The sequence below is a fragment of the Olleya sp. KJ81-1 genome (assembly GCF_055808135.1).
The window spans coordinates 652,366-678,097 of sequence record NZ_CM147854.1; the positions used below are offsets into that span (position 1 = coordinate 652,366).

Genomic DNA, 25,732 nt, shown 5'->3' on the forward strand with positions numbered 1-25,732 from the left:
TGTTTGATAATTAAGGTTTTAATAAATTTAATTATCGAAAACGTTATAGTTAATAATTTGTAACAATATCTAATAGCAAAGCTTTTGTAACAGGTTTATTTTGCGTTTTTTTACTATAAATAATTAGGACATTCAATTATGATTGTAAATACAGAATTAGAACAAAAAGGAAACTTATTTCCTTCACAAATAATAAAATTTAAAAAAGATGTAGACACATTATATTTCTATACAGAAAATAACGTAGTGCTTCAATTAACAGTCTTAAGGGATAGTGTCCTAAGATTTAGATACACAACAACAGGAACGTTTGATAACGATTTTTCTTATGCTATAACCAAATACGCCAGTACAGGTTATAATAAGTTAGAAATTGTAGAAAATGATGAGTTTTACATTATAATCACTTCTAAATTAAGATGTGAAGTCTCTAAAAAAGATGCCAGAGTCTCTATTTATGATGCTATAACAGACGAGCTTATTAACCAAGATGAAATAGGTTTTCATTGGGAAGAAAGCTATGAGTTTGGTGGTAACATAGTTAAAATGAGTAAAACCGTTAATGAACGTGAAAGCTACTTTGGTTTAGGTGATAAGCCTGACCATTTAAATTTAAAAGGAAAACGATTTCAAAACTGGGTAACCGACTCATATGCTTTTGGTAAAGAAACAGATCCTATTTATAAAGCAATTCCATTTTTTACAGGTTTACACCATGGTAAAGCTTACGGAATCTTTTTTGATAATACCTTTAGATCGTATTTTGATTTTGGTCAAGAACGACGTAACGTAACCAGTTTTTGGGCTCAAGGAGGTGAGATGAATTACTATTTTATTTATGGTCCAAAAATGCAGGATGTTGTTGAGAATTACACAGACTTGACAGGAAAACCACATCAATTACCACCATTATGGGCTTTAGGGTTTCATCAATGTAAATGGAGTTATTATCCCGAAGCAGAGGTTAAAGCGGTAACCTCAAAATTTAGAGAGCTTCAAATACCATGTGATGCTATTTATTTAGATATAGATTATATGGATGGTTTTAGATGTTTCACTTGGAATAAAGACCACTTTCCAGATCCAAAACGCATGGTTAAAGAGTTGTTAGATGATGGCTTTAAAACCGTAGCTATTATTGATCCAGGAATTAAAATAGACAACGAATATTCAGTTTTTAAAGAAGCTTTAGACAAGGATTATTTTTGTAAACGTGCTGATGGTCCATACATGAAAGGTAAAGTGTGGCCAGGAGAATGTTATTTTCCAGACTTTACTAAACCAGAAGTTAGAGATTGGTGGTCAGGATTATTTAAAGAATTAGTTGAAGACATAGGTATACAAGGCGTTTGGAATGATATGAATGAGCCTGCTGTAATGGAAGTGCCAAATAAAACATTTCCAGATGATGTGCGTCATGATTATGATGGTAATCCGTGTAGTCACAGAAAAGCACACAATGTTTATGGTATGCAAATGGCTAGAGCCACTTATCATGGAATGAAAAAGTTTAACTATCCTAAACGCCCTTTTGTAATAACTAGAGCAGCATACTCTGGTACCCAACGATACACGTCTACTTGGACTGGAGATAATGTGGCCACTTGGGAGCATCTTTGGATAGCAAATGTACAAGCACAACGTATGGCAATGTCAGGATTTAGTTTTGCAGGAAGTGATATTGGAGGTTTTGCCGAACAGCCTCAAGGCGAATTGTTTACACGTTGGATTCAATTAGGAATTTTTCATCCATTTTGTCGTGTGCATTCTTCTGGAGATCATGGAGATCAAGAACCGTGGGCTTTTGATGAAGACGTGACAGATGTTGTTAGAAAATTTATTGAAATTAGATATCAACTTTTACCTTATTTATATACCGCTTTTTGGAACTTGGTAGAGCATGGTACACCTATATTAAAGTCTCTAGTCATGTACGATCAAGAGGATAATCAAACACATTATAGAACAGACGAGTTTGTTTATGGAGATCAAATTTTAGTTTGCCCAATACAAGAACCTAATGCTAAAGGTCGCAGAATGTACATACCTAGGGGTAGCTGGTATAACTTTTGGACCGATGAGTTAGTAGAAGGAGGAAAAGAAAAATGGGTTGATGCAGAAATAGATAGTATGCCTATTTTTATAAAAGAAGGTGCAATCATACCTAAATTTCCAGTTCAGCAATATGTAGATCAAACAATAATTGAAGAGTTATCATTAGACGTGTACTTTAAGTTAGGTAAAGAGTCGTCACAGTTATTTGATGATGCTCATGATGGTTATGATTATACTAAGGGACGTTATAGTTTCAGGACATTTAAATTAACAGGTAAGTCGCAGGAGTTAATTATTCAACAGCATAAAGAAGGAAAGTATGAAGCGACTTACAAGACTTTCAAATTAAATATTCACGCATTACCTTTTGAAATTAATGAGATTCAAATAGATAATGAAACTGTAGCTATAGATCAAATTAAAGACAACGGAATAGTGTCTATGGTTATTGATAAAAACTTTTCTGAAATTCATTTAATAGGAAAATAAATACAAGTAATATACTGTTTAAAGACTATATGTGACTTTAATCGATGTTTTGTTCGCAAATAAAAATACCGTTTGTTAAAATATGGCTAAGTTTTTGTAGATTTATAAAAAGAATAAATTATAATCAATATGAAATTAAAAAATAGCGTAGCACTTGCTTTAACATTAGTGATGGTTTTGTCATGTTCTACTAATCCATTTACTGGAAAAAAAACATTAGCTTTTGTGTCTAATGCGGAATTGTTTCCAACAGCTTTTGCGCAATATAACCAAGTGTTAACAGAAAGTAAAGTAGAAACAGGAACAACAAGAGCAGAGATGATTAAGCGTGTTGGTCAACGTATATCTGTCGCAGCAGAACGATGGTTAAATGCTAATGGACAACAAGGTTATTTAAATGATTATAAGTGGGAATACAATTTAATTGAAGAAGATGTTGTAAATGCTTGGTGTATGCCAGGAGGAAAAATTGTGTTTTATACCGGAATTTTACCAGTTGCAGAAAACGAATCTGCAATTGCTGCAATTATGGGTCATGAAGTAGCGCATGCTTTAGCAAATCACGGACAACAACGTATGAGTGCTGGAATGATACAACAAGGCTTAGGAGTTGTTGGTAATGTAGCTTTAGCAAATGACGAAAAAACTTTAGGAATCTTTAATCAATCTTATGGTATTGTTTCTAACGTAGGAGGTATGTTACCTTTTAGTAGAAGTCACGAAACTGAAGCGGATAGAATTGGTTTATATCTTACAGCTATTGCTGGTTACAATCCAGATGAAGCAGCTAATTTATGGAGACGTATGGCACAAGCAAGTGGAGGAGAAGCACCACCAGAATTTTTAAGTACGCATCCAGCAAATCAAACACGTATTGATAATTTAACAGCTTTATCTCCTTCAGCTAAAGCAGAAGCACAAAAATTTGGTGTAACTAGTTTTAGACCTTTAGGTAAATACTAGTTTTTTAAAAATATTTAATTACTTTCGAAGCTGCTCTTTATAAGAGCAGCTTTTGTATTTTTAAGCACTAACTAATTACTATTTAATGGCACATCTTAAAAAAGGAAGTAAAAAACTGCTTAATGCTTGGGCATTTTATGATTGGGCAAATTCAGTTTATACGTTAACTATAGCATCGTCAATATTTCCAATATTTTACTCAGCGCTTTTTGTCTCTCAAGTAGAAAAAACGGTTCCTGCTTTTGGAATGGTTTTTAAAAGCACAGCATTAATAACATATGTAACTGCTTTTACATTTTTAGTAGTAGCTTTTACGTCTCCTATATTATCTGGTATTGCAGACTACGTAGGTAACAAGAAAAATTTCATGAAGTTTTTCTGTTATTTAGGAGGTTTAGGTTGTATTGGTTTATACTGGTTTAGTATAGAGTCCATTCATATTAGTTTGTTGTTTTACTTTATGGGTTTAATTGGATATTGGGGAAGTTTGGTGTTTTATAATTCTTACTTACCAGATATTGCATTTCCAGAACAACAAGACAGTATAAGTGCTAAAGGTTTTAGCTTAGGGTACGTTGGAAGCGTTTTGTTATTATTAGTAAATCTTGCGATGGTAATGACACAAGAGACAGGAGAGGCTAAATTGCAAATGATGCGTTATTCTTTTGTTATGGTAGGTGTATGGTGGATTGGGTTTAGTCAATATTCATTTTATATATTACCAAAAGGAGTTAAAACAGGTGAAAAAGTAACAAGAGCGATAGTACTTAATGGTTTAAAAGAATTAAAATTAGTATGGATTCAATTAAAACAAAACTTAAGATTAAAACGCTATTTAGCAGCCTTTTTTGTATTTAGTATGGCAGTACAAACCATTATGTTAGTCGCTGTGTATTTTGGAGAAGAAGAAATTGCTTGGGGAAACTCTGATGCTAAAACACAAGGATTAATAGTTAGTATTTTAGTCATACAATTGGTCGCTATATTAGGTGCTTTTTTAACGTCAAAAGCATCCGAAAAATTCGGTAACATTAAAACACTTATAATTGTTAATGTTATATGGATGGCATTATGTTTTTATGCTTATTTTATGGTTACACCTTTTCAATTTTACATAGCAGCTGGTTGCGTAGGATTGGTAATGGGAGGCGTACAAAGTTTAGCACGATCCACATACTCTAAATTTTTACCAGAAACAGAGGATACTACATCGTATTTTAGTTTTTTTGATGTTGCAGAAAAAATTGGTATTGTTATAGGAATGGTGATTTTTGCAACTATAGATCAATTAACAGGTAGCATGCGAAATGCTATATTGTTTTTGTTTGTATTCTTTTTAGTAGGTATCTTTTTGCTGTTTAGAGTGCCAAAACAAGGTGAGTTAAATTAATTTTATTATGTTTATAATCTAAAATATTAAAAATGAAAAAAATATTACTACCATTATTATCTTTAGCTTTTGTGTTTTTAAGTTGTGAAAACGAACCATTAGAGGGTTTTGAATTAGATGCTACAGGTGGTAGCACAGGAGGCGGAAGTGTTGGAGGAGGTGAAGTTATTATAGGAGAACCTGGAGGAGAGACTACAGGAGACTATTGGCCTATGGCTGCTGGTAATAAATGGACTTATGATTATTCTGTTGATGGTGTTGCAGATGAAGATGCAATAATGGAAATTTCTAATCAAGAGGATTATTTAGGTTTTCCGTCTTATTTATATAGCTCATTTTTTCAAAATTCTACAAGTACAGATGGATCAACAACTGGAGATGTAGAGTTAAACTCGTATTCTAGTAAAAATGGTGGAGATTATCACTTTAGTGTAGCAAGTACTAATATTAATGTTGGTGGTTTTATTGAGATTTCTCAGTCAGCTTATGGATTTATAATGTTAAAAGACTATTTAAATGTAGGCGAAAGTTGGACTAATACATATACAATTACAACAACTACTGAAGTTTTGATTGAAGATTTACCAGAAGTGCCTACTACTAATTTAAACGTAATTTATACTAGCCAAATCATGGAAAAAGATAGTACTGTTGAGGTTAATGGTACAAGTTATAGTCCAGTAATTAAAGTTAAAGCGACAACTACCTACCAATTAGCAGGAACTCCTGATAGCTCTGCAGAGTATTTTTACTACTTTGCTAAAGATGTTGGGTTAATCAAATATGAAGGAAGTGTTTATGATGCAGACGATAATATTACTTCAAATGTTTTAGGAGAATTAAACGATGTTATTTTAAACTAAGATTTTTATTTAAATAAAAAAAGCCACAATTCAAGTTTTAGAATTGTGGCTTTTTTAATAGCTAAGTTTTGTATTAATTACTAATATCTCCAGATCCAGTAACCTTTTTGTCTACTTTACTTGGACTACCTTTATACTCAATATCTCCAGAGCCTGTTACTCTTGCTTTGATAGCTTCTTTAGCATAAACAACAACATCACCTGATCCAGTTACTTTAGCTTCTGTAAAGTCAGCCATTAAGCGTCCACCATGAAAATCTCCAGAGCCTGTCACACTTGCATTTAAATTAGTTGTTTGACCAGTTAATGTCAAATCTCCAGAACCTGTGACATTTGCATCAACATTAGTTGATTGTATATCTAAAGTAATATCTCCAGAACCTGATACTTTAGCTTCAAAATTTTTAGAAACTATGGTTGCATTAGACGTAACATCACCAGATCCTGAAAGTGATACTTTGTCAATATCTCTAAACGGAATGGTAATCTTGATAGTTTTATTTCCGCTAGGTTTTAAATTAATGTTATTTTCTGTTTTAACTATTAACCCGTTGCCTTCAACTTCGGTTAAAATATAATCTAAAAGGTTTTCTTCCCCTTCAATAGTAATTGTACCTTCTTCGCCTTCAACTAATTCAAATTCCATCCAACCAGCAAGTCTAATTGCATCATAGTCTGATGTTGTTCTAGTTATTGTAGTAAGGTTTCCGTTTCCTTTAATTGTTTTTCCTTTTCCCCATTGCGCATTACAAGATGTAAATACTAAAAGTGTTAAGGTTAATGCTAATGTTTGTTTTAATGCTTTCATGATGATTGATTTTGTTAAATTATTATTTTTTATCAAAGGTTACGCTTCCGTACTCTGAGTTTATTTTTATTAGGTTTCCTGAGTTACTCTTATTGTGATATCCAGAATAGTATTTATCAGAATGTTTGATGCTTTTGTTATTAATCTCAAAGTCATCTTCGCCATTCAAACTTCCGTATTCTAATTTTATATCAAAATCAAAAGCGTATTCTGTATCAATACCTATTTTTATACCCACATAATCAGATTCAATATTAACATCTCCTGCATTTTTAGTCATTTTACCTATTTTAATGGAGCCATAATCCGCATTTAAAGTTACATTTTTATACACATCACCCAAAACAACCGTTAAGTAGTTTCCGTTACCAGAGATGCTATTTAGTTTGTTGACACGTAAACTTCCATAATCACAGTTATATGTTATGTTTTCTGCAATTTCTACCAACGATTTTGTGTAATCTGCAACAATGGTTAAGTCTTTAGTTTTTGCAACTGTAAACCCGCTATAGTCAGCATTAATTTTTCCGCTTTTTATGTATTCAAAGTAACTGTTATTAGTATAGTCAAAATTGATAATATTATTATCAGCTAATAATTCTTTAGTTGTAATTTTTCCGTAATCACAGCTTAATTCTGCACGTCCTTCAAGAGTCCCTAAAGTAATATTTCCGTAATCGTTACTTAAATTAACATGGTTAGTTATTGGCATTTTAACAACGTAATTTATTTTCATATTAACGTCATCATTATTTGACCAATTCCACCATGAGGATTTCTTTTTTGCCAATAAGGGTTTCGGCAGACACAAAGTTGGATGTTCCTGAAAACTCAACATCAATTTCATCTAATCTTGATTGTACTTCATCCAAGTCATTACCGTTGGTAGTTATTTTGACTTCAATAGCAATAGTATTACCTGTCCAAGTTACAATATCCAAGTTACCATATTTATTATCTATTTTTAAGGTTGCGTTTTTGGTAACAGTATATTCTTTTTTCAATGTTTTTTGCTTAGTATGCTTACCATCTAAATCACCATTATTAGATAGGGAAGCTATAGGTATTAAAAGGCAAAGGGTTAATTTATATAGTAGTTTCATAATTGTTTTGTTTTAATGTTTTAAGCGCTTCAATTTGTAAAAGTGTGCTTTGTAACACGTCTATTCTGTTTTGAAAGTTGGTAATCATCGCATAAATGACACGTTGGTCCTCGCCACTTTCTGTTAGGTTTAATTTTAAGTTTTTGTATTCTAATTCAAGCCTATCTAACCTTAATAAAGCATCATTTACTAGGTTTTGTGTCTCAGGGCTTTTTTCTGTTTTAAGTTTGTTTAACTCAAAAGCAATAGTGTTAGAAAAAAAGTTTTGCGTTTCTGCTAATTCTGGAGAGATACTGGCTAAATCCTTTTGGGTAGTATCTGGTTTAATATTAAGTGCAATACTTAAAATTAACACAACAGATGCTGCTACTGCCAATAAAGGCTTCCAATAATTAGTTTTACGACTAGCTACTTTAGTTTCTGTTTTATTTAGTTTGTCAATAAAACGCTGTTGATGTCCTAAATTAGGTACTTCAATGTCAAATTGATTATCTAAATTTTCAAATAATTGTTCTATATTATCTTTCATCACAATTAATTTAATTGTTCTAATTTTTTTCTTAAACTCTCTTTTGCTCTAGAGACTGTTGTTCTGCAATTAGCATAACTAATTTGCATGACTTCACTAATTTCTTCGTAATCATAACCCTCAATAAGATTTAAGGTTAATGCAATTCTGTAATTAGATTTTAGAGTATTTAAAGTGTCTAAAATTTGTTTTGCTTTAACAGAAGTAAACTCGGTTGTTGTATCAACGCCTTGATGGTCTTCAATTTTATATAATACATCGTCCAGAGCTACGTCTTCATTTTTTTTATTTTTATTAAAAGCATGTATACTATTATTAACAACAATACGTTTTAACCAAGCACTAAATGTGCTTATTTCTTTAAGTGTGTTCAGCTTAGTAAATGCAGTCAAAAATGATTCTTGCATAATGTCTTCAGCTTCAAAACTATTATTCACAATTCTAAATGACGTATTATACATTGCCTTGTAATACCTGTTGTAAATCTCCAATTGTGCTAATTGGTTACCAGATAGGCAAAGCATTATAAGCGCTTCAATATTGTGTTTGGTTAGTGTCAAAAAATGGTTTGTTTTATATAAAGAGGAAAGTTAAAACACTTTGTTACACTTTTTGAAAAAAAATATTTTTATTTTTTATTATTGATTATAACAAGATAGTATTAAACTTTTTGCGATTTAGAGTAGCATCTTAAAGTATGGCACATTAATTGAAATTTTATAATTGAAAATATGCTGTTACTTACGGTTAACTATAAGTTTATCAATGTAATAGTAAAAGTTTAATTTGTAATTTTAAAACATAATAGCTTAAATGAAACGATTACAGTGACATTTTGGCTTACATATATCTATGAAAAAATCTAACTTTATATCGCTTGACAGTTTGTCATTACAAGATTTTGATGAAAATTCAGAATTAATCCCTTTAATGACGCCAGAAGATGAAGAAAAAATAGCAAAAGAGGAATTGCCAGAAACACTTCCAATTTTGTCATTACGTAACACAGTATTGTTTCCAGGTGTTGTAATACCTATTACTGCAGGACGTGATAAATCTATTAAATTAATTAACGACGCTAATAAAGGCGGTAAGGTCATTGGTGTTGTTTCTCAAATAGATGAAGATGTAGAAGACCCTAAGGCAGAGGATTTACATCAAATTGGTACTGTAGCTAGAATTTTAAAAGTTTTAAAAATGCCTGATGGTAACACAACAGTTATTATACAAGGTAAAAAACGTTTTGAGATTGATACTGTTATAACAGAAGAACCTTACATTAAAGCGACTGTTAAGGAAGTACCACAAGCAAAACCTGCAGCAAAAAACAAAGAGTTTGCAGCAATTATTGAGTCTATTAAAGAGTTAGCTGTACAAATCATTAAGGATAGTCCAAATATACCAACAGAGGCGACGTTTGCTATTAAAAATATAGAAAGTGATTCGTTTTTAATCAATTTTGTATCGTCTAACATGAATTTGGATGTAGATGAAAAACAGGCGCTTCTAGAAATGAATCACCTGAAGGATCGTGCTCTAGAAACATTACGTTATATGAACGTCGAGTTTCAAAAGCTAGAACTTAAAAATGACATCCAATCTAAAGTTCAAAGTGATTTAAATCAACAACAACGTGAGTACTTTTTAAATCAGCAACTAAAAACGATTCAGGAAGAGCTTGGTGGTGGTAATGCTGAGGAGATTGAAGACATGAAAAAGCGTGCTAAATCTAAAAAATGGGATGAGAAAGTCGGAAAACATTTTGATAAAGAGTTAGCCAAAATGCAACGTATGAATCCTCAGGTTGCTGAGTATTCTATACAACGCAATTATTTGGACCTATTTTTAGATTTACCATGGAGTAAGTTTAGTAAAGATAAATTTGATTTAAAGCGTGCCGAAAAAATATTAAATCGTGATCATTATGGTTTAGATGATGTTAAACAACGTATCATCGAGCATTTAGCAGTGTTAAAATTACGTAATGACATGAAGTCGCCAATCTTATGTTTATATGGACCTCCAGGAGTTGGTAAAACATCATTGGGTAAATCTGTAGCAGAAGCATTAGGTCGCGAATATGTACGTATGAGTTTAGGTGGTTTGCGTGACGAAGCAGAAATACGTGGACATCGTAAAACTTATATTGGAGCTATGCCAGGACGAATTTTGCAAAGTCTTAAAAAAGCAGGTACCTCTAATCCAGTTTTTGTACTAGACGAAATTGATAAATTATCCAACTCTCATCAAGGAGATCCGTCTTCTGCATTATTAGAAGTTTTAGATCCAGAACAAAATGCCGAGTTCCATGATAACTTCTTAGAGATGGGTTACGACTTATCTAAAGTTATGTTTATAGCAACTACTAATAGTTTAAATACTATTCAGCCTGCTTTAAGAGACCGTATGGAAATTATTAATGTTACAGGTTATACAATTGAGGAAAAGGTAGAAATCGCTAAAAGACACCTGTTACCAAAACAATTAAAGGAACACGGTTTAGAAGATAAACACATTAAAATAGGTAAACCGCAACTAGAAAAAATAGTAGAAGGTTATACTAGAGAATCTGGTGTACGTGGTTTAGAAAAGCAAATTGCAAAAATGGTGCGTTATGCAGCTAAAAATATTGCAATGGAAGAAGAATATAATATCAAGATTTCTAACGACGATATAGTAGAAATATTAGGTGGTCCAAAATTAGAACGTGATAAATACGAAAACAATAATGTTGCTGGTGTTGTTACAGGTTTAGCTTGGACAAGAGTTGGTGGAGATATTTTATTTATTGAATCTATTTTATCTAAAGGAAAAGGCGCATTAAATATTACCGGAAACTTAGGTAAAGTAATGAAGGAATCGTCTACCATTGCTATGGAGTTTATTAAGGCTCACGCTGAAGAGTTAAATATAAACCCAGAGGTATTTGAAAAATATAATGTGCACATCCACGTGCCAGAAGGAGCAACACCTAAAGATGGACCAAGTGCAGGAGTTACTATGTTAACTTCATTAGTCTCTTTATTTACACAACGTAAAGTAAAGAAAAGTTTAGCAATGACTGGTGAGATTACATTACGTGGTAAAGTATTGCCAGTTGGAGGTATTAAAGAAAAAATACTAGCTGCTAAGCGTGCAAGAATAAAAGAGATTTTACTATGTGAAGACAATAGAAGAGATATAGAAGAAATTAAACCAGAATATTTAAAAGGTCTAACGTTTCACTATGTGTCAGATATGTTGGATGTTATTAAAATTGCAGTGACAAGCCAAAAGGTAAGTAATGCTAAAAAGTTATAAGACATCAAGTCTTTTTAAAAGGTTGTTCTTTATTGTAGTTATACTAAATTCAGCAATAGCTTTAGCTCAAGATCAAAACTTGGTTAATGTTATTCTAGATGGTAAACCTGCAGTTTTAAACACCAAAACTGGAATCACCAAGTTTGTTGACAATAATTCAGTCACTAATCAAGAGGTAGTAAATGGTGAAACAGATTTAATAACAACCCATATTGTAGAACAAGGAGATACGCTATACGCCATATCTAATAAATATGGCGTAAGTATTTCACATATTAAAGCAATTAATAACTTAAGTACTAACCTGATTTCAATAAATCAAAGGTTAAAAATAGGTTATGCTAATTCAGCTAAAGTAAAAGTTAGTAATTTGTGGATTGTAAAAAAAGGCGATACATTGTATAGTATTTCTAAAAAAACAGGAGTGCCAATTTCAAAAATTCAAAGCCTTAATAATATAAAGGATAACATAATAATTGTAGGAAAAACACTATTTTTAAGATAGTTTGAATCAATAGTTTATATTTGTTAAAATTAATTTAATTTATAATGAAAAAACTACTATTTATTCTAACCATATTAACTGTTACTATTGGTTTTTCTCAAGACATTGAAGAAGAGTTTTTACCTATAGAAGTAGAAGGTAAGGAAGCCTTTATGTCTACTAAGACAGGTGAGTATGTATTTAGATCACATGCAGACACAAATCCTGAAGAATTGACAACGACTTCCAGTGGTGTTGTTTATAACGATATTTCCTATCATACAGTTGTAAAAGGAGAGACATTATCTGCAATTTCTAAAAAGCACAATTTAAGTGTAGATCAAATTGTAAATGATAATAAGTTAGCAAATAATGCTTTAAGCTTAGGGCAAAAGGTTAAAATTGTAAAACGTATTTTAGTACCATCTAGTAGTCCAGTAATAAGTTATGTAGGCGAAGAGCGAATAATAGCTAGATTGCCAGTAGGAGAATCTCCTGCAACATTACCACCACCTCCAGTACCAACACAAACCAATAAAGTAGCAATGCCTGCTCCAAAAAATACCAGCTATTCTAAGCCTAACATAGTACCTTTAGTTGTGGAAGAAGATGTGATAATACAAGAAGAAGATTCTGCTGAAGTAATTGCAGCAAAAAAACAATTAGAAGAAGCTAAAAAACAATTAGAGTTAGCTAGACAAAAAGCTATTTTAAAAGAAGAGGCTAACGTTAAATTAGAAGAAACTAAATCGGTTTTTAAAGAAGAAGAGCTTGTTACTGAAAATGAAAACACTAAACTTGAAACAGAGGAAGTTGTTTTGGAAGATAAAGTAGAGGCAACCATTGAAACCGAAGTGTTAGATAATAACACTTTAAATAATACTGAAGAAGCTGATAAAACACCTGAATATCATGTTGTTGTAAAAGGAGATAACTTATACAATTTATCTAAAAGGTATAATACAACGGTTGAAAAATTAAGTAAGTTAAATGATATTCAATTCAACAATTTAAAGATTGGACAAAAGTTGAAATTGAAGTAAAAAAATAAATCTACAATAACTACGTTTTAATGTAGATTTATTTACTTTGCAAACTATGTTTAAGAAAAAGATTGTCCCACTTTTAATTTTATTTTCTAGTACTATTTGCTTTGCGCAATTAGGTGGACAATCAACATATCAATTTTTAAATTTAGTCTCATCACCACGTCAAGCAGCATTAGGAGGAAAGGTCTTAACTAATATAGATTACGACGTTACTCAAGGTTTGTACAATCCAAGTGCAATTAATCCAGAAATGGATAATCAATTTTCTTTAAATTTTAGTAACTATTTGGGTGGTATTACTTATGGTACTGCTGCTTATGCTTATACTTGGGACAGACGCACACAAACATTACATGCAGGAATGACCTATATTAATTATGGTGATTTTGATGGTTATGATGAAAATGGAGTTGCAACAGGTACTTTTACTGGTACAGAAGCAGCTTTATCGTTAGGATACGCTTTACAAATAGGATATTCAGATTTTTATTTTGGCGGAAACTTAAAGTTTATCACTTCAAGTTTAGAACAATACAGCTCTTTTGGTATTGCTACAGATTTAGGTTTAATGTATGTTGACGAAAAATTAGAGTTTCAAGCAGCTTTAGTAGTAAGAAATTTAGGTACACAAATCACAACTTACGCAGGACAACGCGAAAGTTTGCCATTAGATATTACATTAGGATTGTCTCAGACGTTAGAAAATGTCCCATTGCGTTGGCACTTAACTTTTGAAAACTTGCAACAGTGGCCAATTGGAGAATCTAATCCAGCTAGAGTCACTACAGATTTAGAAGGTAATCAAACACAAGAAAAAGTAGGGTTTATTAATAATGTAATGCGTCACACTATTATAGGAGCCGAGTTATTTCCTGATAAAGGCTTTAATATAAGATTAGGTTATAATTTTAGACGTGCAGAGGAGCTTAGAATTGTAGACCAACGTAATTTTTCTGGATTGTCTGCAGGTTTTGGTCTTAAAATTAATAAGTTACGTTTTAGTTATACACATGCTAAATATACAGCAGCAAGTAACGCAAATTTCTTTGGGTTAAATATAGATTTACAGTAAGTCTAAATAATAAGTTTTTCTAGGCTGTAACTATAAATCATTACATTAATCATCTTTAAATGTTCAAAAATTAATCGTTATTTTTGAATTCTAAAAATAAAAATAAGTGCAAAAAATCACCATAGCAATAGACGGTTTTTCATCAACAGGTAAAAGTACAGTAGCTAAGCAATTGGCAAAACATTTAGGTTATGTGTATGTAGATACAGGAGCTATGTATAGAGCAGTAACTTTATTTACCATGCAAAATGGATGGATTGATAAAAATCATTTTGACGTCTTAAGTCTAGTTTCTAATTTGGATAAAGTAACTATAAGTTTTAAGTTTAATTCAGAATTAGGTTTTGCAGAGGTATATTTAAATGGTGTAAATATCGAGCGTGAAATTAGAACATTAGAAGTCTCTAGTTTTGTTAGTCAAGTATCTACTATTCCAGAAGTAAGATATCAGTTAGTTAAGCAGCAACAAAAAATGGGTAAGGATAAAGGTGTTGTTATGGATGGTCGCGATATTGGTACAGTTGTGTTTCCGTATGCAGAGTTAAAATTATTTATGACAGCATCTGCGGATAAACGTGCAACAAGACGTTATAACGAGTTAATTAATAGAGGAGACGATGTACAATATAACGACGTATTACGTAATGTGCAAGAGCGTGATTATATAGATTCTAATAGAGAGGATTCACCTTTAGTTAAAGCAGATGATGCTATAGAAATTGACAACTCTGATTTATCGTTAACAGAGCAATTTGACACGATATTAAATTTAGTTACGCAAACACTAGATAAATTAAAATAGAATCTTAAATTTTAATCATAAAAAAAGCGAATTGTTAGCTTTCGCTGAAACAATTCGCTTACATAGTTTGCTATTAAACTCCTACAAATTTGGAATTTTTAACTCTTGATCTGGGTGGATTACATCAGGATTATTTAATATATCCTTGTTAGCTTCAAAAATAGCAGTATACTTTCCTGCATTACCATAATAATGTTTAGCAATTTTTCCTAAAGTATCACCACCTTTTACAGTGTGTCTTGCGTAAACAGACTCGTCAGCAACTTCAATATTTGCTAAAATGTCAGTAGGACTATCTCCACCAGCAGCTTTAATAGCGTCCCACATTAGATTTTTTTCATATTGTGTAGCAGCAGTTCCTTTAACTTTTAATACACCATTCTCCTCAGTAACGTTCTCCGTTAGCGATGTTTAATTTTTCTCCTAAATCAAGTACACTTTGATATTTTGCTTTTACAGCCATAATTAATTTGTTTTTAAATGTTATTCTTTCTTAAAGATAGTAATTATATTAAGACATTTCTTAAGGAAAATAGTATTTCAAATTTTCTTAGTTAAAGTGTTTAAAATATCCGATAAAGTGAAATTTTTAATAAAAAATTATATTTTATAGAGTATTGATAGTCAGCTAATTATTATTTTTATAATAGTATTTGGCAATATTGTCAAAAAGTAGTATTTTTGCACACCTTTTTAGCGCACTCAAGAAAGATGAAAAGGAATCAAACAATTTTATTTATAACACTTCTGTGTGTTAGCGCCTAAATCTTCTAAACATAACAGAATACAAAACATAGTGTATTTATATTTCAGCGAAAGCGAAACATACACTATTAAAATTTTTTAAATGGCTGAAAAAGCAAAACAAGCGGAAGTAGAAGCTCAAGTAGCAGACACAAAAAATGCTCCAGTAGTATCTGAAGCACAAGCAAACCCTGAAAAATTCTTAGCAGATTTTAACTGGCACAACTACCAAGAAGGTATTGATGAAGTTGAAGATTCTCAATTAAAAGAATTTGAAAAATTAGTATCAGAAAATTTCGTTGATACTTTAGATGATGAAGTTGTTGAAGGAACAGTAGTACACATGACAGATCGTGATGCTATTATTGACATTAACGCTAAGTCTGAAGGAGTTATTTCTTTAAACGAATTTAGATACAACCCAGACTTAAAAGTAGGAGACAAAGTAGAAGTATTAATTGATGTACGTGAAGACGCAACAGGACAATTAGTATTATCTCACAGAAAAGCTCGTGTTATTAAGGCTTGGGATAGAGTAATCAAAGCTAACGAAACTGGTGAAATTGTTAACGGTTTTGTTAAATGTCGTACTAAAGGTGGTATGATTGTAGATGTTTTTGGTATCGAAGCATTCTTACCAGGATCTCAAATTGACGTTAAGCCAATTAGAGATTACGATCAGTACGTAAACAAAACTATGGAATTTAAAGTTGTTAAAATCAACCACGAATTTAAAAACGTAGTAGTTTCTCATAAAGCTTTAATCGAAGCTGATATTGAAGAGCAGAAGAAAGAAATCATTGGTCAACTAGAAAAAGGACAAGTATTAGAAGGTGTTGTTAAAAACATTACTTCTTATGGTGTGTTTATTGATCTTGGTGGTGTTGATGGTTTAGTTCACATTACAGATTTATCTTGGTCTCGTATCAACCATCCAAATGAGATTGTTGAGTTAGATCAAAAATTAAATGTTGTAATCTTAGACTTTGATGAAGATAAGTCTAGAATCCAATTAGGTCTTAAGCAATTATCTAAACACCCATGGGATGCTTTAGGAGAAAATGTTGCTGTAGGTGATAAAGTTAAAGGTAAAGTTGTTGTAATCGCTGATTATGGTGCATTTATCGAAGTTGCAGAAGGTGTTGAAGGTTTAGTACACGTGTCAGAAATGTCATGGTCTACACACTTACGTTCTGCTAACGACTTTGTAAAAGTTGGAGACGAAATTGATGCGGTTATCTTAACTTTAGATAGAGAAGATCGTAAAATGTCATTAGGTATCAAGCAATTATCTGTAGATCCTTGGACTGACATTACAACTAAATACCCAGTAGCATCTAAGCATACAGGTATTGTACGTAACTTTACTAACTTTGGAGTTTTTGTTGAATTAGAAGAAGGTATTGATGGATTAATTTACATCTCTGACTTATCTTGGACTAAGAAAATCAAACACCCATCTGAGTTCTGTAACGTAGGAGACAAATTAGATGTAGTAGTATTAGAGTTAGATGTTGAAGGACGTAAATTATCTTTAGGTCATAAACAAACAACTGAGAATCCTTGGGATAAATACGAAACTGAATTTGCTTTAGATACAACTCATACTGCAGAAATTGCTGATGTTGTAGATAAAGGAGCTACAATTGAATTTAACGAAGATATCGTTGCTTTTGTACCATCTCGTCACCTTGAAAAAGAAGACGGTAAGATGTTGAAAAAAGGTGATACTGCTGAATTTAAAATCATTGAATTTAATAAAGAATTCAAACGTGTTGTAGCATCTCATACTGCTATCTTTAAAGCTGAAGAAATGGCTAACGTAAAAGCTGCTGTTAAGAAAGCTGCTGATCAAGCTGCCGAGTCTAAACCAACTTTAGGTGATGCAAACGAAGCTTTACAAGCATTAAAAGATAAAATGGACGGGAAAAAATAATTTCCTCTTTTTATTATAAATTTAAAAGCCTCTCAGAAATGAGAGGCTTTTTTTATTGTATCAATTCTAACATCTACTTTAGTAATATTATAATTTATAGGCTTAAGTATGGACTTTTAATATCAATATATACTACTTAATTATATGGTTTTATTAGTTATTATCTACAACGACAGTAACTATGTATAGCTAATATGATGCTACATTAAGTATAGCTACAGAGGAGGTTAAAGAGTATTAAATTATTAATAAACCAAACCATTTACAGATAGTAACAGATAAAGATTTTGAATCTTATCAAATATATAGTTTAGACGGTAAGCAGGTAAAAACAGTTAATAGTCTAGATCAACTAGATATTTCTACATTCAATACAGGAGTATATGTTTTACTGTTGGAGGATGATACTTCAAAATATCATCACAAATTTATAAAAAGTTAGAGGCTATATATTTTAAATTTATAAAAGGAGTTTTAGAAATAAGACTCCTTTTTTATGCTAAAACAAAAAACAACTTTCTTGTTATCATAATTTACTTTACATTTGTTTACCAAACCCGTTTGGAACACTATGAGTCAAAAAGTGCTACTTAATGCAACAGAAGTCAACATCATCTTACATAGATTGGCTTGCCAACTCATTGAAAAACATAACGATTTTTCTAATACTGTATTAATAGGTATTCAGCCTAGAGGTAAATATCTTGCAAATAGGATAGCTTCTTTATTAAAAGAAGAATATAAAATCAAAAATCTGCAATTAGGTCATTTGGATATTACATTTTATAGAGATGATTTTAGAAGAAGTGATAAACCTTTGGAAGCAAGTACCACAGAAATTAATGTACAAGTAGAGGATAAAAAAATTGTGTTTATTGATGATGTATTATACACAGGTCGTAGTATTAGATCAGCTTTAACAGCAATACAATCGTTTGGTAGACCTAAAGAGATTGAATTGCTAACACTTATTGATAGACGTTTTAGCAGACACTTACCAATACAACCAGATTACAGAGGTAGACAGGTAGATGCCATTAATAATGAAAAAGTCAAAGTTAATTGGGTTGAAAATGAAGGAGAAGACACAGTATATCTAATAAATAATTAAAGTTATGAGCGAATTAAGTGTCAATCACTTATTAGGAATTAAATATCTTAACAAACAAGATATTGAGCTTATTTTTAAAACAGCAGACCACTTTAAAGAAGTGATTAATCGTCCGATTAAAAAAGTACCTTCGCTTCGTGATATTACAATAGCCAATTTATTTTTTGAAAATTCTACAAGAACTAAATTGTCTTTTGAGTTAGCTGAAAAACGTTTATCTGCAGATGTAATAAATTTTTCAGCCTCGCAATCCTCTGTCAAAAAAGGAGAAACATTAATAGATACTGTAAACAACATATTATCCATGAAAGTGGATATGGTAGTTATGCGTCATCCTAATCCAGGAGCAGGCGTTTTTTTATCTAAACACGTTAATGCAAGTATCATAAATGCAGGAGATGGAGCGCATGAGCATCCTACACAAGCCTTATTAGATAGTTATTCTATTAGAGAGCGATTGGGTAGTGTAAAAGGTAAAAACGTCGTTATAGTTGGAGACATATTGCACAGTCGTGTGGCATTATCTAATATTTACGCTTTAAAACTGCAAGGTGCCAATGTGATGGTGTGTGGTCCTAAAACATTACTACCAAAGCATATTGATAAGTTAGGTGTAAAAGTAGAGACAGATTTGCGCAAAGCTCTTAATTGGTGTGATGTAGCCAATATGTTACGTGTACAAAACGAAAGAATGGATATTAGTTATTTTCCATCTACTAGAGAGTATACACAGCAATTTGGTGTCAACAAAGCATTATTGGATAGCTTAGATAAAGAGATAACTATTATGCATCCTGGACCAATAAATCGAGGAGTGGAGATTACCAGCGACGTTGCAGACTCAAAACAAGCCATAATTTTAGATCAAGTGCAAAACGGAGTTGCTGTTAGAATGGCAGTAATATACCTTTTAGCATCCAAAATAAAACAATAGTTATGATTATAGATCAAAATGAAAATTTAACTATTATAACCCAAGAAAATGCTTCGGTTATTGAATTAGTAAAAAAAATAGAAACCCTTTATCCAAAATTTAAAAACAATAATTTAATTATTAATTTAAATACTATCAAACCAATTTCTTTAGAAGAAATTATCGAGTTTTTAAGATTATCCAATCAACATCGTGCTGCAAAACATTCTTTTGTAATCGTAAACGAAGGTATCAATACTGACAAAACTCCAGAAGAAATTGTCATTGTACCTACATTGCAAGAAGCTAAAGATATTATTGAAATGGAAGATATGGAACGCGATTTAGGGTTCTAATACGTGTGTTTTTCACTTTACTAAAAGTAATAAACTACCAATCAATAATTAAACACAATGAAATTAAATATCTTAGGTTGCTATAGTGCAACACCACGTACTTTTACCAATCCAACCTCTCAAGTTTTAGAAATAAACAATCATCTTTTTATGATAGATTGCGGAGAAGGTACACAAGTGCAGTTACGTAGGCATAAGATTAAATTTAATAGGATTAAGCATATTTTTATTTCGCATTTACATGGCGATCATTTTTTTGGTTTGGTTGGATTAATTTCAACCTTTAGACTTTTAGGACGCGAAGCAGACTTGCATATACACGCACCAAAAGGCTTAAAGGAAGTTATTACACTTCAAATGAAATTAGCCAACTCATGGACTAATTACAATCTTTATTTTCATGAATTAAATAGCAAGTCCTCTGAGTTAATTTTTGAAGATGACAAGGTCGAAGTTCGTACAATTCCGTTAGATCATCGTGTTTATACTAATGGATTTCTTTTTAAAGAAAAAGCAGGAGATCGTAAATTAGATATGAATGCAGTATTAAATAATAATATTGATATTGCCTATTACAGAAAGTTGAAACAAGGCTTTGATGTTGTTAACGAAGATGGACTGTTAATTAAAAACGAAACTGTTACACTGCCTCCAAATAAAGCTAAAAGTTATGCATTTTGCAGTGATACAGCCTACAACGAAGCAATTATACCTATAATTGATAAGGTGGATGTGCTATACCACGAGTCCACTTTTTTAGATCAACATTTAAAGTTAGCTAAACCTACAAAGCACAGCACAGCAAAACAAGCAGCTAGTATCGCTAAACAAGCTAATGTTGGTCAATTAATACTAGGACATTACTCCACCAGGTACGAGGACTTAAATCAATTTAAAATAGAAGCTCAAACCATCTTTGATAATGTCATGTTAGGAGATGATGGTAAAGTTTTTGAATTTTAAAACTGGCTTTACTACTTTGTTTTAAACTTTTAAACATGTACTTAATTTTTAAATGTTTTGACATATTAAAAAATAAGTTGATGTCTTTACAGGCTTAAAAAATAATTTAAATCTCTTAAATTTACAGTAAAAATTCAATTATGGAAAAAGACTTAAGTAATTATAGAAAATCTTATGAAAAAGGCGCTTTGTTGCTAGAAGAAACTCCAGAAAATCCGATTGAGCTTTTTAGATCTTGGTTTAATGAAGTCGATAATTTTTTTCCACAAGATGAAACTAATGCCATGACTATATCTACCATTGGTACAGACGGTTTTCCTAAAAATAGAGTAGTGTTACTTAAAAAATTTACTTATGAAGGTTTTATATTTTATACAAACTATGAGAGTGAAAAAGGTAAAGCTATCCAACATAACCCTAATGTTTGTCTTTCATTTTTTTGGCATGGAGCAGAACGTCAAATTATAATTAAAGGTCAAACAGAAAAAATTGCTGCAAATTTAAGTGACGGTTATTTTGAGTCACGACCAAGAGGAAGTCAATTAGGAGCAATAGTATCTAAACAAAGTAGTGTAGTGGCTAGTAGGCAAGTGCTAGAGGATGATTTAAAAAGATTAGAGGAAGAATATCAAAATAAAGACATACAACGACCTGAATATTGGGGAGGTTATATAGTTAAGCCTGTTTCAATGGAGTTCTGGCAAGGTAGACCTAATAGATTGCATGATCGCGTGGTTTACACCTTAGATTCGGATTTTAACTGGGTAAAAAATCGTTTATGTCCATAAAATAGTCGCTGAAATGCATCTAAATTATGTATTTCATCGATAAAATGCATAGTACTTCGTTAAAAAGCATGTTTTTCATCGATTTTAACATTTCTTTAACAGTTTAATAGACTAAGCTGTTATATTTTTGGAGTCCCAGATAACCTTAACTCCTTAAAAAATGAGAAGAATTACTAGCCTACTTATTGTTTTTTGCATTGCAATTTCTTTAACATCCTGTTCTACAGATACAATGGATGAAACTTTTGAAGACTCGAGCGTTTTAGTTATTCCTGATGCTAAACCTATTGAAATTGAAATTTTAGAATTAATTAATCAACACAGGATTAGTCTTGGTTTAAATACTTTAGACAATCTTAATATTATTAAAGGTCAAGCATTTTCTCATACTGATTATATGGTTAATATCAATGAAGTAAACCATGATAATTTTTACAGCAGAAAAAACTATTTAGTAAATAATGCAAACGCTTTAAAAGTGTCAGAAAACGTTGCTTATGGTTTTTCAAGTGCAAGTTCAGTAGTAAACGCTTGGTTGAATAGTGATGGTCATAAAAGGACTATTGAAGGTGATTTTACAGATTTTGATATATCTGCAGAGTTAGATGAAAACAACAAATGGTACTTTACAAATATTTTTGTAAAGAAATAAAACCTAATAAACATATAAAAAAAGGCCTTTCTAATTTAGAAAGGCTTTTTTTATATATAGTGATTAGTAATTCTTAATTTAGGTAGTTTATTACAATAACCTTCTATGTCATCGCTTTTATAAAGTTAATGTACTTAGCTCAATAATACTTTTAATAATAGGCTTAAAAGTTTTACGTAATAGCATGGGCTTTAACTATCAAAGCTTTGTTAGTCTTCAAGATTAATTTTATTAATTAATATGTGACTCTAACTTTTTACTGAAATTTTATGTTTATGTATATAATCATAAACTGGTTACTACAAGACTTTTTATACTTAACTTTATTAAAGTAATAATTAAAGATTGTGATATATCTTAAAATTTACTTGACGTTAGTAAAAGGTGTTAACCACGTATTTTTATTCAGAACTAATAATTAGTAACAAATAAAAAAAGCCTTTCTAATTTAGAAAGGCTTTTTTTTATTTATACTGATTGGTAATTATAAACTTAGATCGTCTATTAAACTCATGTTCTTCATCAGAGCATTTAACTCCGTTGGTACATTTGTTAAGTATTTGTGACTCTCCATAACCAATAGCACTTTGTATACGATCGTTTTCAATACCTCTAGAGTACAAGTAATCTCTTGTTGATTTAGCACGTCTATCTGATAGCTTAAGGTTATAAGCATCACGACCACGACTGTCTGTATGAGACTCTATTTTAATAATCATCCTTGGATGTTCTCTCATTACTGCAACAATATTTTCTAATTCGTATGCAGCATCAGATCTTATAAATGACTTATCATAATCAAAGTAAATAGGGTTGATTACAATTTCATTATCGATAATTAATGGTTTTAAATATAAATCAATTTCAGTATTTTCTCCGTTAACTGGAGTTGTAGTAAATTCTTTGGTATCAGGTCTATACACAACACGTTCTGCCATAACAGTAAATGTTTTATCACAATCAACTTCTTTAAATTCATACTTACCATCGTTTTCTGTAAAATAAGTATCCAGGACTTTACCATTAGCATCCAATATCACAACTCTAACTTTATCTAAAGGTTCTTTAGTTAAATCGTCATAAGCAATACCAGAAACAGTTTGATTACATTGGTATTTTCCAAAAGCATAAATATCATCTCCACCTTGACCACCTTCTCGATTAGAAGACAAGTAACCTGTTTGGGTTTCAGTGTCAATAAAAAAACAGAAGTCATCGTATGGACTATTAAATGGTGCACCTAAGTTTTTAATGTAAACTTGAGTGGTATCATTTTTTTTAATTTTTAATAAGTTACTTTCAAAAATATCAAGTAAACCAAGGTTTAAGTTTGCATCACTAGAAAAATACAGCGTAGAGTCTTTGGCTACAAATGGAAACTTTTCGTTCCCTTCAGTATTTATTTCAGGTCCTAAATTAACAGGTGTACCATAGCTACCATCATTTTTAATCGCTACTTTATACAAATCAGTTTGTCCAAATCCACCATCCATATCAGATACAAAATATAGTGTTTTATTATCAGGACTCAGCGCAGGAGCACCACATGAATACGAATCTTTATTAAATGGTAATTCGATTACATTAGTCCAGGTACTTCCAGATAATGTTGCTTTGTATATTTTTAAAAAAGAAGTCCCTTCTTTAGAGTACTTTCTTTTTTCTTTTTTATTTACATTGTTTCTAGTAAAGTACATGGTTTTACCATCGTTAGTAATGGTTACTAACCCTTCATGATCATCTTTTGTATTTACTGTAGCGTTTAGTTTTTTTGAATCGTTAAAAGATTTAATAGCATTTTCAATTTTTATATCAGCTTCAAAAATATTTAAGAAAGGTTCGTTATTCCAATCATATAATTCATTTTCATCTGTGATAGAATCTTTAACCCAAGTAGAGTAGTAGTATAACTTATCTTTAAATTCATAACCTCCAAAATCGGAATATCTGGTATTAATAGGAAGGTTTTCAAGTTCGACATATACCTTCTCTGTATTAGTTAATTGATTGTAGTTTTCAATATTAAAGTTGTCAATATTTTTAATACGATTATCCTTTTTGTTTTTATTATTAAACGTTCTTAAATAGTCGTTTGCTAATTCGTATTTTTTTTGACTTCTTAAAGTTTGTACATATTTATATATGTATTCAGTATCGATAGAAGGATATTTGTTTATGGCTTTATTATACCAAAATTCTGCTTTTTCAAGCTTACTAATATTGAAATAGCAGTCACCAATTCTTTTTAATATATGTTCTGTACTATCTTCTTTTTTTATTGCTTCCTTATATAGCTCTGCAGCTTTTTCGTAAGAAAAATCTCTAAAAAAGTTATCTGCAACTTTAGTTTGTGCAACAGCTTGTTGTACAAATAAAAATAAAACTAGATATGCGGTTATTTTCATTTTCATTTTAAAAATATCTTGGTGATTTAACACGTTTTGTAGGTTTAAAGACTTCAAACATTAGTAATATTTCATGCGTTCCTCCAGTGTATGGTCTTAGATCTGTTATATAATGCTCATAGGCATAACCAATTCTCATTTGAGGTGATACCTGAAAATCTGCCAACGCACCAATAGTTGATGTATCTCTATTATATCTATAACTTCCACCAATCCAAAACTTTTCGTCAAATAGTAAATGTGCACTTAGGTCAAATGATACAGGAGCACCATTTGTTAATTTAACCAATGCAGATGGTTTAAGTTTAGTAGATTCATTTAATTCAAATACATAACCAGCAGTCAAATAATATCCAACACGCTCTAAAGCGATGTAGTCTACTTCTGGATCTAAAGCACTTTCGTTATAATCTGTATTCAATATTCTTGGGGCAGATAAACCAACGTACCATTTGTTTTGATGTAAATAAGCACCAACACCAACATTTGGATTCCATCTATTTGTAAAATTACTAAAGAAAGGGTCTATTGCTACAGTTGGATCATCAAGAAAACCTTCTTGGTCTAGGTTATAATGAGTAAATCCAGCTTTTAAACCAAATGCCAATTTTGTTTTTTCTGAAAGCTCAATAGTGTAAGAAAAATCACCATAGGCATAAACAAAATTTTCGTAACCTAACTCGTCATTAATAATAGATAGTCCTAAACCTATTTTTTCATTTTTTAATGGCGCATGTACAGAAACCGTTGATGTTGTCGGAGCACCAGCTAATCCAACCCATTGACTTCTATGTAGACCTACCACACTAATAGTTTCTCTACTTCCAGCATATGCTGGATTTATTGAAATAGTATTAAACATGTATTGCGAAAATTGGGGCAACTGTTGTGCTAATAGTTGTGCTGAACTACATATAAACACTAGAGCAATACTGAATATATTTATTTTTTTCATTT

General features: G+C 31.2%; 24 protein-coding genes and 1 pseudogene. 17 read left to right on the plus strand and 8 right to left on the minus strand.

Going from position 1 to position 25,732, the window contains the following annotated elements:
- Positions 1 to 138 precede the first annotated feature (138 nt).
- The 4 genes from AC0L3M_RS03075 (at position 139) to AC0L3M_RS03090 (ending at position 5,760) form a co-directional block, all read left to right on the plus strand.
- The gene (locus tag AC0L3M_RS03075) at positions 139 to 2,544 is read left to right on the plus strand and encodes a glycoside hydrolase family 31 protein (RefSeq protein ID WP_473431795.1); all 2,406 of its coding nucleotides are present in this window, start codon (positions 139 to 141) and stop codon (positions 2,542 to 2,544) included.
- 129 nt (positions 2,545 to 2,673) lie between these two features.
- A complete protein-coding gene (locus tag AC0L3M_RS03080) occupies positions 2,674 to 3,507 on the plus strand; it encodes a M48 family metallopeptidase (RefSeq protein ID WP_473431796.1) in 834 nt (277 codons plus the stop codon).
- Between the two features lie 85 nt (positions 3,508 to 3,592).
- A complete protein-coding gene (locus tag AC0L3M_RS03085; protein ID WP_473431797.1) occupies positions 3,593 to 4,897 on the plus strand; it encodes an MFS transporter in 1,305 nt (434 codons plus the stop codon).
- Positions 4,898 to 4,929: 32 nt separating this feature from the next.
- Complete coding sequence (locus AC0L3M_RS03090; protein WP_473431798.1) at positions 4,930 to 5,760, plus strand: hypothetical protein; 831 nt, start codon at positions 4,930 to 4,932, stop codon at positions 5,758 to 5,760.
- Positions 5,761 to 5,833: 73 nt separating this feature from the next.
- Here AC0L3M_RS03090 and AC0L3M_RS03095 read toward each other — a convergent pair whose 3' ends face one another.
- The 5 genes from AC0L3M_RS03095 to AC0L3M_RS03115 are packed head-to-tail and all read right to left on the minus strand — an operon-like array spanning position 5,834 to position 8,760.
- On the minus strand, positions 5,834 to 6,568 hold the full coding sequence (locus tag AC0L3M_RS03095; RefSeq protein ID WP_473431799.1) for a head GIN domain-containing protein: 735 nt from the start codon (positions 6,566 to 6,568) through the stop codon (positions 5,834 to 5,836).
- A gap of 22 nt (positions 6,569 to 6,590) precedes the next feature.
- Positions 6,591 to 7,358, minus strand: a complete 768-nt coding sequence (locus AC0L3M_RS03100) for a DUF4097 family beta strand repeat-containing protein (RefSeq protein ID WP_473431800.1) — start codon at positions 7,356 to 7,358, stop codon at positions 6,591 to 6,593.
- Positions 7,318 to 7,671 carry a hypothetical protein gene (locus AC0L3M_RS03105; RefSeq protein ID WP_473431801.1) on the minus strand — a complete coding sequence of 118 codons (354 nt, stop codon included), beginning with the start codon at positions 7,669 to 7,671 and terminating at the stop codon, positions 7,318 to 7,320. Before AC0L3M_RS03105 ends, AC0L3M_RS03100 begins: the two co-directional genes overlap by 41 nt.
- Entirely contained in the window at positions 7,655 to 8,200 is a 546-nt protein-coding gene (locus AC0L3M_RS03110) for a hypothetical protein (protein WP_473431802.1), read from the minus strand. The genes AC0L3M_RS03105 and AC0L3M_RS03110 overlap by 17 nt, the downstream gene beginning before the upstream one ends.
- A gap of 5 nt (positions 8,201 to 8,205) precedes the next feature.
- The gene (locus AC0L3M_RS03115; protein WP_339808912.1) at positions 8,206 to 8,760 is read right to left on the minus strand and encodes an RNA polymerase sigma factor; all 555 of its coding nucleotides are present in this window, start codon (positions 8,758 to 8,760) and stop codon (positions 8,206 to 8,208) included.
- Between the two features lie 292 nt (positions 8,761 to 9,052).
- On the opposite strand from AC0L3M_RS03115, the gene lon reads away from it, so the two are divergent.
- The 5 genes from lon to cmk all read left to right on the plus strand — a co-directional run bounded on the left by lon (position 9,053) and on the right by cmk (position 14,907).
- Entirely contained in the window at positions 9,053 to 11,500 is a 2,448-nt protein-coding gene (gene lon / locus AC0L3M_RS03120; RefSeq protein ID WP_473431803.1) for an endopeptidase La, read from the plus strand.
- Complete coding sequence (locus AC0L3M_RS03125; RefSeq protein ID WP_473431804.1) at positions 11,484 to 12,005, plus strand: LysM peptidoglycan-binding domain-containing protein; 522 nt, start codon at positions 11,484 to 11,486, stop codon at positions 12,003 to 12,005. Before lon ends, AC0L3M_RS03125 begins: the two co-directional genes overlap by 17 nt.
- A gap of 44 nt (positions 12,006 to 12,049) precedes the next feature.
- Positions 12,050 to 13,027, plus strand: coding sequence for a LysM peptidoglycan-binding domain-containing protein (locus AC0L3M_RS03130; RefSeq protein ID WP_473431805.1), 978 nt, complete (start codon positions 12,050 to 12,052; stop codon positions 13,025 to 13,027).
- Between the two features lie 55 nt (positions 13,028 to 13,082).
- A complete protein-coding gene (gene porQ, locus AC0L3M_RS03135; RefSeq protein ID WP_473431806.1) occupies positions 13,083 to 14,105 on the plus strand; it encodes a type IX secretion system protein PorQ in 1,023 nt (340 codons plus the stop codon).
- Between the two features lie 106 nt (positions 14,106 to 14,211).
- Positions 14,212 to 14,907, plus strand: coding sequence for a (d)CMP kinase (gene cmk, locus AC0L3M_RS03140; protein WP_145001544.1), 696 nt, complete (start codon positions 14,212 to 14,214; stop codon positions 14,905 to 14,907).
- An 81-nt stretch (positions 14,908 to 14,988) separates the two neighbouring features.
- Here the strand turns inward: cmk and AC0L3M_RS03145 are convergent.
- A pseudogene (locus tag AC0L3M_RS03145) lies at positions 14,989 to 15,370 on the minus strand (LysM peptidoglycan-binding domain-containing protein).
- A 384-nt stretch (positions 15,371 to 15,754) separates the two neighbouring features.
- Here AC0L3M_RS03145 and rpsA point away from each other — a divergent pair.
- The 8 genes from rpsA (at position 15,755) to AC0L3M_RS03185 (ending at position 22,370) form a co-directional block, all read left to right on the plus strand.
- Entirely contained in the window at positions 15,755 to 17,587 is a 1,833-nt protein-coding gene (gene rpsA / locus AC0L3M_RS03150) for a 30S ribosomal protein S1 (RefSeq protein WP_473431807.1), read from the plus strand.
- Between the two features lie 301 nt (positions 17,588 to 17,888).
- Entirely contained in the window at positions 17,889 to 18,029 is a 141-nt protein-coding gene (locus tag AC0L3M_RS03155; protein WP_473432468.1) for a T9SS type A sorting domain-containing protein, read from the plus strand.
- Between the two features lie 129 nt (positions 18,030 to 18,158).
- Complete coding sequence (gene pyrR / locus AC0L3M_RS03160) at positions 18,159 to 18,698, plus strand: bifunctional pyr operon transcriptional regulator/uracil phosphoribosyltransferase PyrR (protein ID WP_292948890.1); 540 nt, start codon at positions 18,159 to 18,161, stop codon at positions 18,696 to 18,698.
- A gap of 4 nt (positions 18,699 to 18,702) precedes the next feature.
- Positions 18,703 to 19,632: an aspartate carbamoyltransferase catalytic subunit gene (locus tag AC0L3M_RS03165; protein WP_292948887.1), complete on the plus strand. Its 930-nt coding sequence runs from the start codon at positions 18,703 to 18,705 to the stop codon at positions 19,630 to 19,632.
- Positions 19,633 to 19,634: 2 nt separating this feature from the next.
- The gene (locus AC0L3M_RS03170) at positions 19,635 to 19,967 is read left to right on the plus strand and encodes a ribonuclease Z (RefSeq protein WP_145001550.1); all 333 of its coding nucleotides are present in this window, start codon (positions 19,635 to 19,637) and stop codon (positions 19,965 to 19,967) included.
- 57 nt (positions 19,968 to 20,024) lie between these two features.
- Positions 20,025 to 20,930 (plus strand): ribonuclease Z, encoded by a 906-nt coding sequence (locus tag AC0L3M_RS03175; RefSeq protein WP_473431808.1) that lies wholly within the window; start codon positions 20,025 to 20,027, stop codon positions 20,928 to 20,930.
- Positions 20,931 to 21,070: 140 nt separating this feature from the next.
- Positions 21,071 to 21,718: a pyridoxamine 5'-phosphate oxidase gene (gene pdxH / locus AC0L3M_RS03180; RefSeq protein WP_473431809.1), complete on the plus strand. Its 648-nt coding sequence runs from the start codon at positions 21,071 to 21,073 to the stop codon at positions 21,716 to 21,718.
- Positions 21,719 to 21,878: 160 nt separating this feature from the next.
- Positions 21,879 to 22,370 (plus strand): CAP domain-containing protein, encoded by a 492-nt coding sequence (locus tag AC0L3M_RS03185; protein WP_292948877.1) that lies wholly within the window; start codon positions 21,879 to 21,881, stop codon positions 22,368 to 22,370.
- A 464-nt stretch (positions 22,371 to 22,834) separates the two neighbouring features.
- On the opposite strand, the gene AC0L3M_RS03190 is transcribed toward AC0L3M_RS03185, so the two are convergent.
- Together AC0L3M_RS03190 and AC0L3M_RS03195 are read right to left on the minus strand one after the other, a co-directional pair.
- Entirely contained in the window at positions 22,835 to 24,775 is a 1,941-nt protein-coding gene (locus AC0L3M_RS03190) for an OmpA family protein (RefSeq protein ID WP_473431810.1), read from the minus strand.
- A 7-nt stretch (positions 24,776 to 24,782) separates the two neighbouring features.
- Positions 24,783 to 25,730, minus strand: coding sequence for a PorP/SprF family type IX secretion system membrane protein (locus AC0L3M_RS03195; protein WP_292948870.1), 948 nt, complete (start codon positions 25,728 to 25,730; stop codon positions 24,783 to 24,785).
- Positions 25,731 to 25,732: the final 2 nt, after the last annotated feature.

Coding starts and splice junctions, on each gene's coding strand:
- AC0L3M_RS03195 (WP_292948870.1), bottom strand. CDS start 25,730: ATGAAAAAAATAAATATATTCAGTATTGCTCTAGTGTTTATATGTAGT.
- porQ (WP_473431806.1), top strand. CDS start 13,083: ATGTTTAAGAAAAAGATTGTCCCACTTTTAATTTTATTTTCTAGTACT.
- AC0L3M_RS03130 (WP_473431805.1), top strand. CDS start 12,050: ATGAAAAAACTACTATTTATTCTAACCATATTAACTGTTACTATTGGT.
- pdxH (WP_473431809.1), top strand. CDS start 21,071: ATGGAAAAAGACTTAAGTAATTATAGAAAATCTTATGAAAAAGGCGCT.
- lon (WP_473431803.1), top strand. CDS start 9,053: ATGAAAAAATCTAACTTTATATCGCTTGACAGTTTGTCATTACAAGAT.
- AC0L3M_RS03080 (WP_473431796.1), top strand. CDS start 2,674: ATGAAATTAAAAAATAGCGTAGCACTTGCTTTAACATTAGTGATGGTT.
- AC0L3M_RS03085 (WP_473431797.1), top strand. CDS start 3,593: ATGGCACATCTTAAAAAAGGAAGTAAAAAACTGCTTAATGCTTGGGCA.
- AC0L3M_RS03110 (WP_473431802.1), bottom strand. CDS start 8,200: ATGAAAGATAATATAGAACAATTATTTGAAAATTTAGATAATCAATTT.
- AC0L3M_RS03075 (WP_473431795.1), top strand. CDS start 139: ATGATTGTAAATACAGAATTAGAACAAAAAGGAAACTTATTTCCTTCA.
- AC0L3M_RS03170 (WP_145001550.1), top strand. CDS start 19,635: ATGATTATAGATCAAAATGAAAATTTAACTATTATAACCCAAGAAAAT.
- AC0L3M_RS03165 (WP_292948887.1), top strand. CDS start 18,703: ATGAGCGAATTAAGTGTCAATCACTTATTAGGAATTAAATATCTTAAC.
- pyrR (WP_292948890.1), top strand. CDS start 18,159: ATGAGTCAAAAAGTGCTACTTAATGCAACAGAAGTCAACATCATCTTA.
- AC0L3M_RS03105 (WP_473431801.1), bottom strand. CDS start 7,671: ATGAAACTACTATATAAATTAACCCTTTGCCTTTTAATACCTATAGCT.
- AC0L3M_RS03175 (WP_473431808.1), top strand. CDS start 20,025: ATGAAATTAAATATCTTAGGTTGCTATAGTGCAACACCACGTACTTTT.
- AC0L3M_RS03095 (WP_473431799.1), bottom strand. CDS start 6,568: ATGAAAGCATTAAAACAAACATTAGCATTAACCTTAACACTTTTAGTA.
- AC0L3M_RS03090 (WP_473431798.1), top strand. CDS start 4,930: ATGAAAAAAATATTACTACCATTATTATCTTTAGCTTTTGTGTTTTTA.
- AC0L3M_RS03190 (WP_473431810.1), bottom strand. CDS start 24,775: ATGAAAATAACCGCATATCTAGTTTTATTTTTATTTGTACAACAAGCT.
- AC0L3M_RS03125 (WP_473431804.1), top strand. CDS start 11,484: ATGCTAAAAAGTTATAAGACATCAAGTCTTTTTAAAAGGTTGTTCTTT.
- AC0L3M_RS03185 (WP_292948877.1), top strand. CDS start 21,879: ATGAGAAGAATTACTAGCCTACTTATTGTTTTTTGCATTGCAATTTCT.
- rpsA (WP_473431807.1), top strand. CDS start 15,755: ATGGCTGAAAAAGCAAAACAAGCGGAAGTAGAAGCTCAAGTAGCAGAC.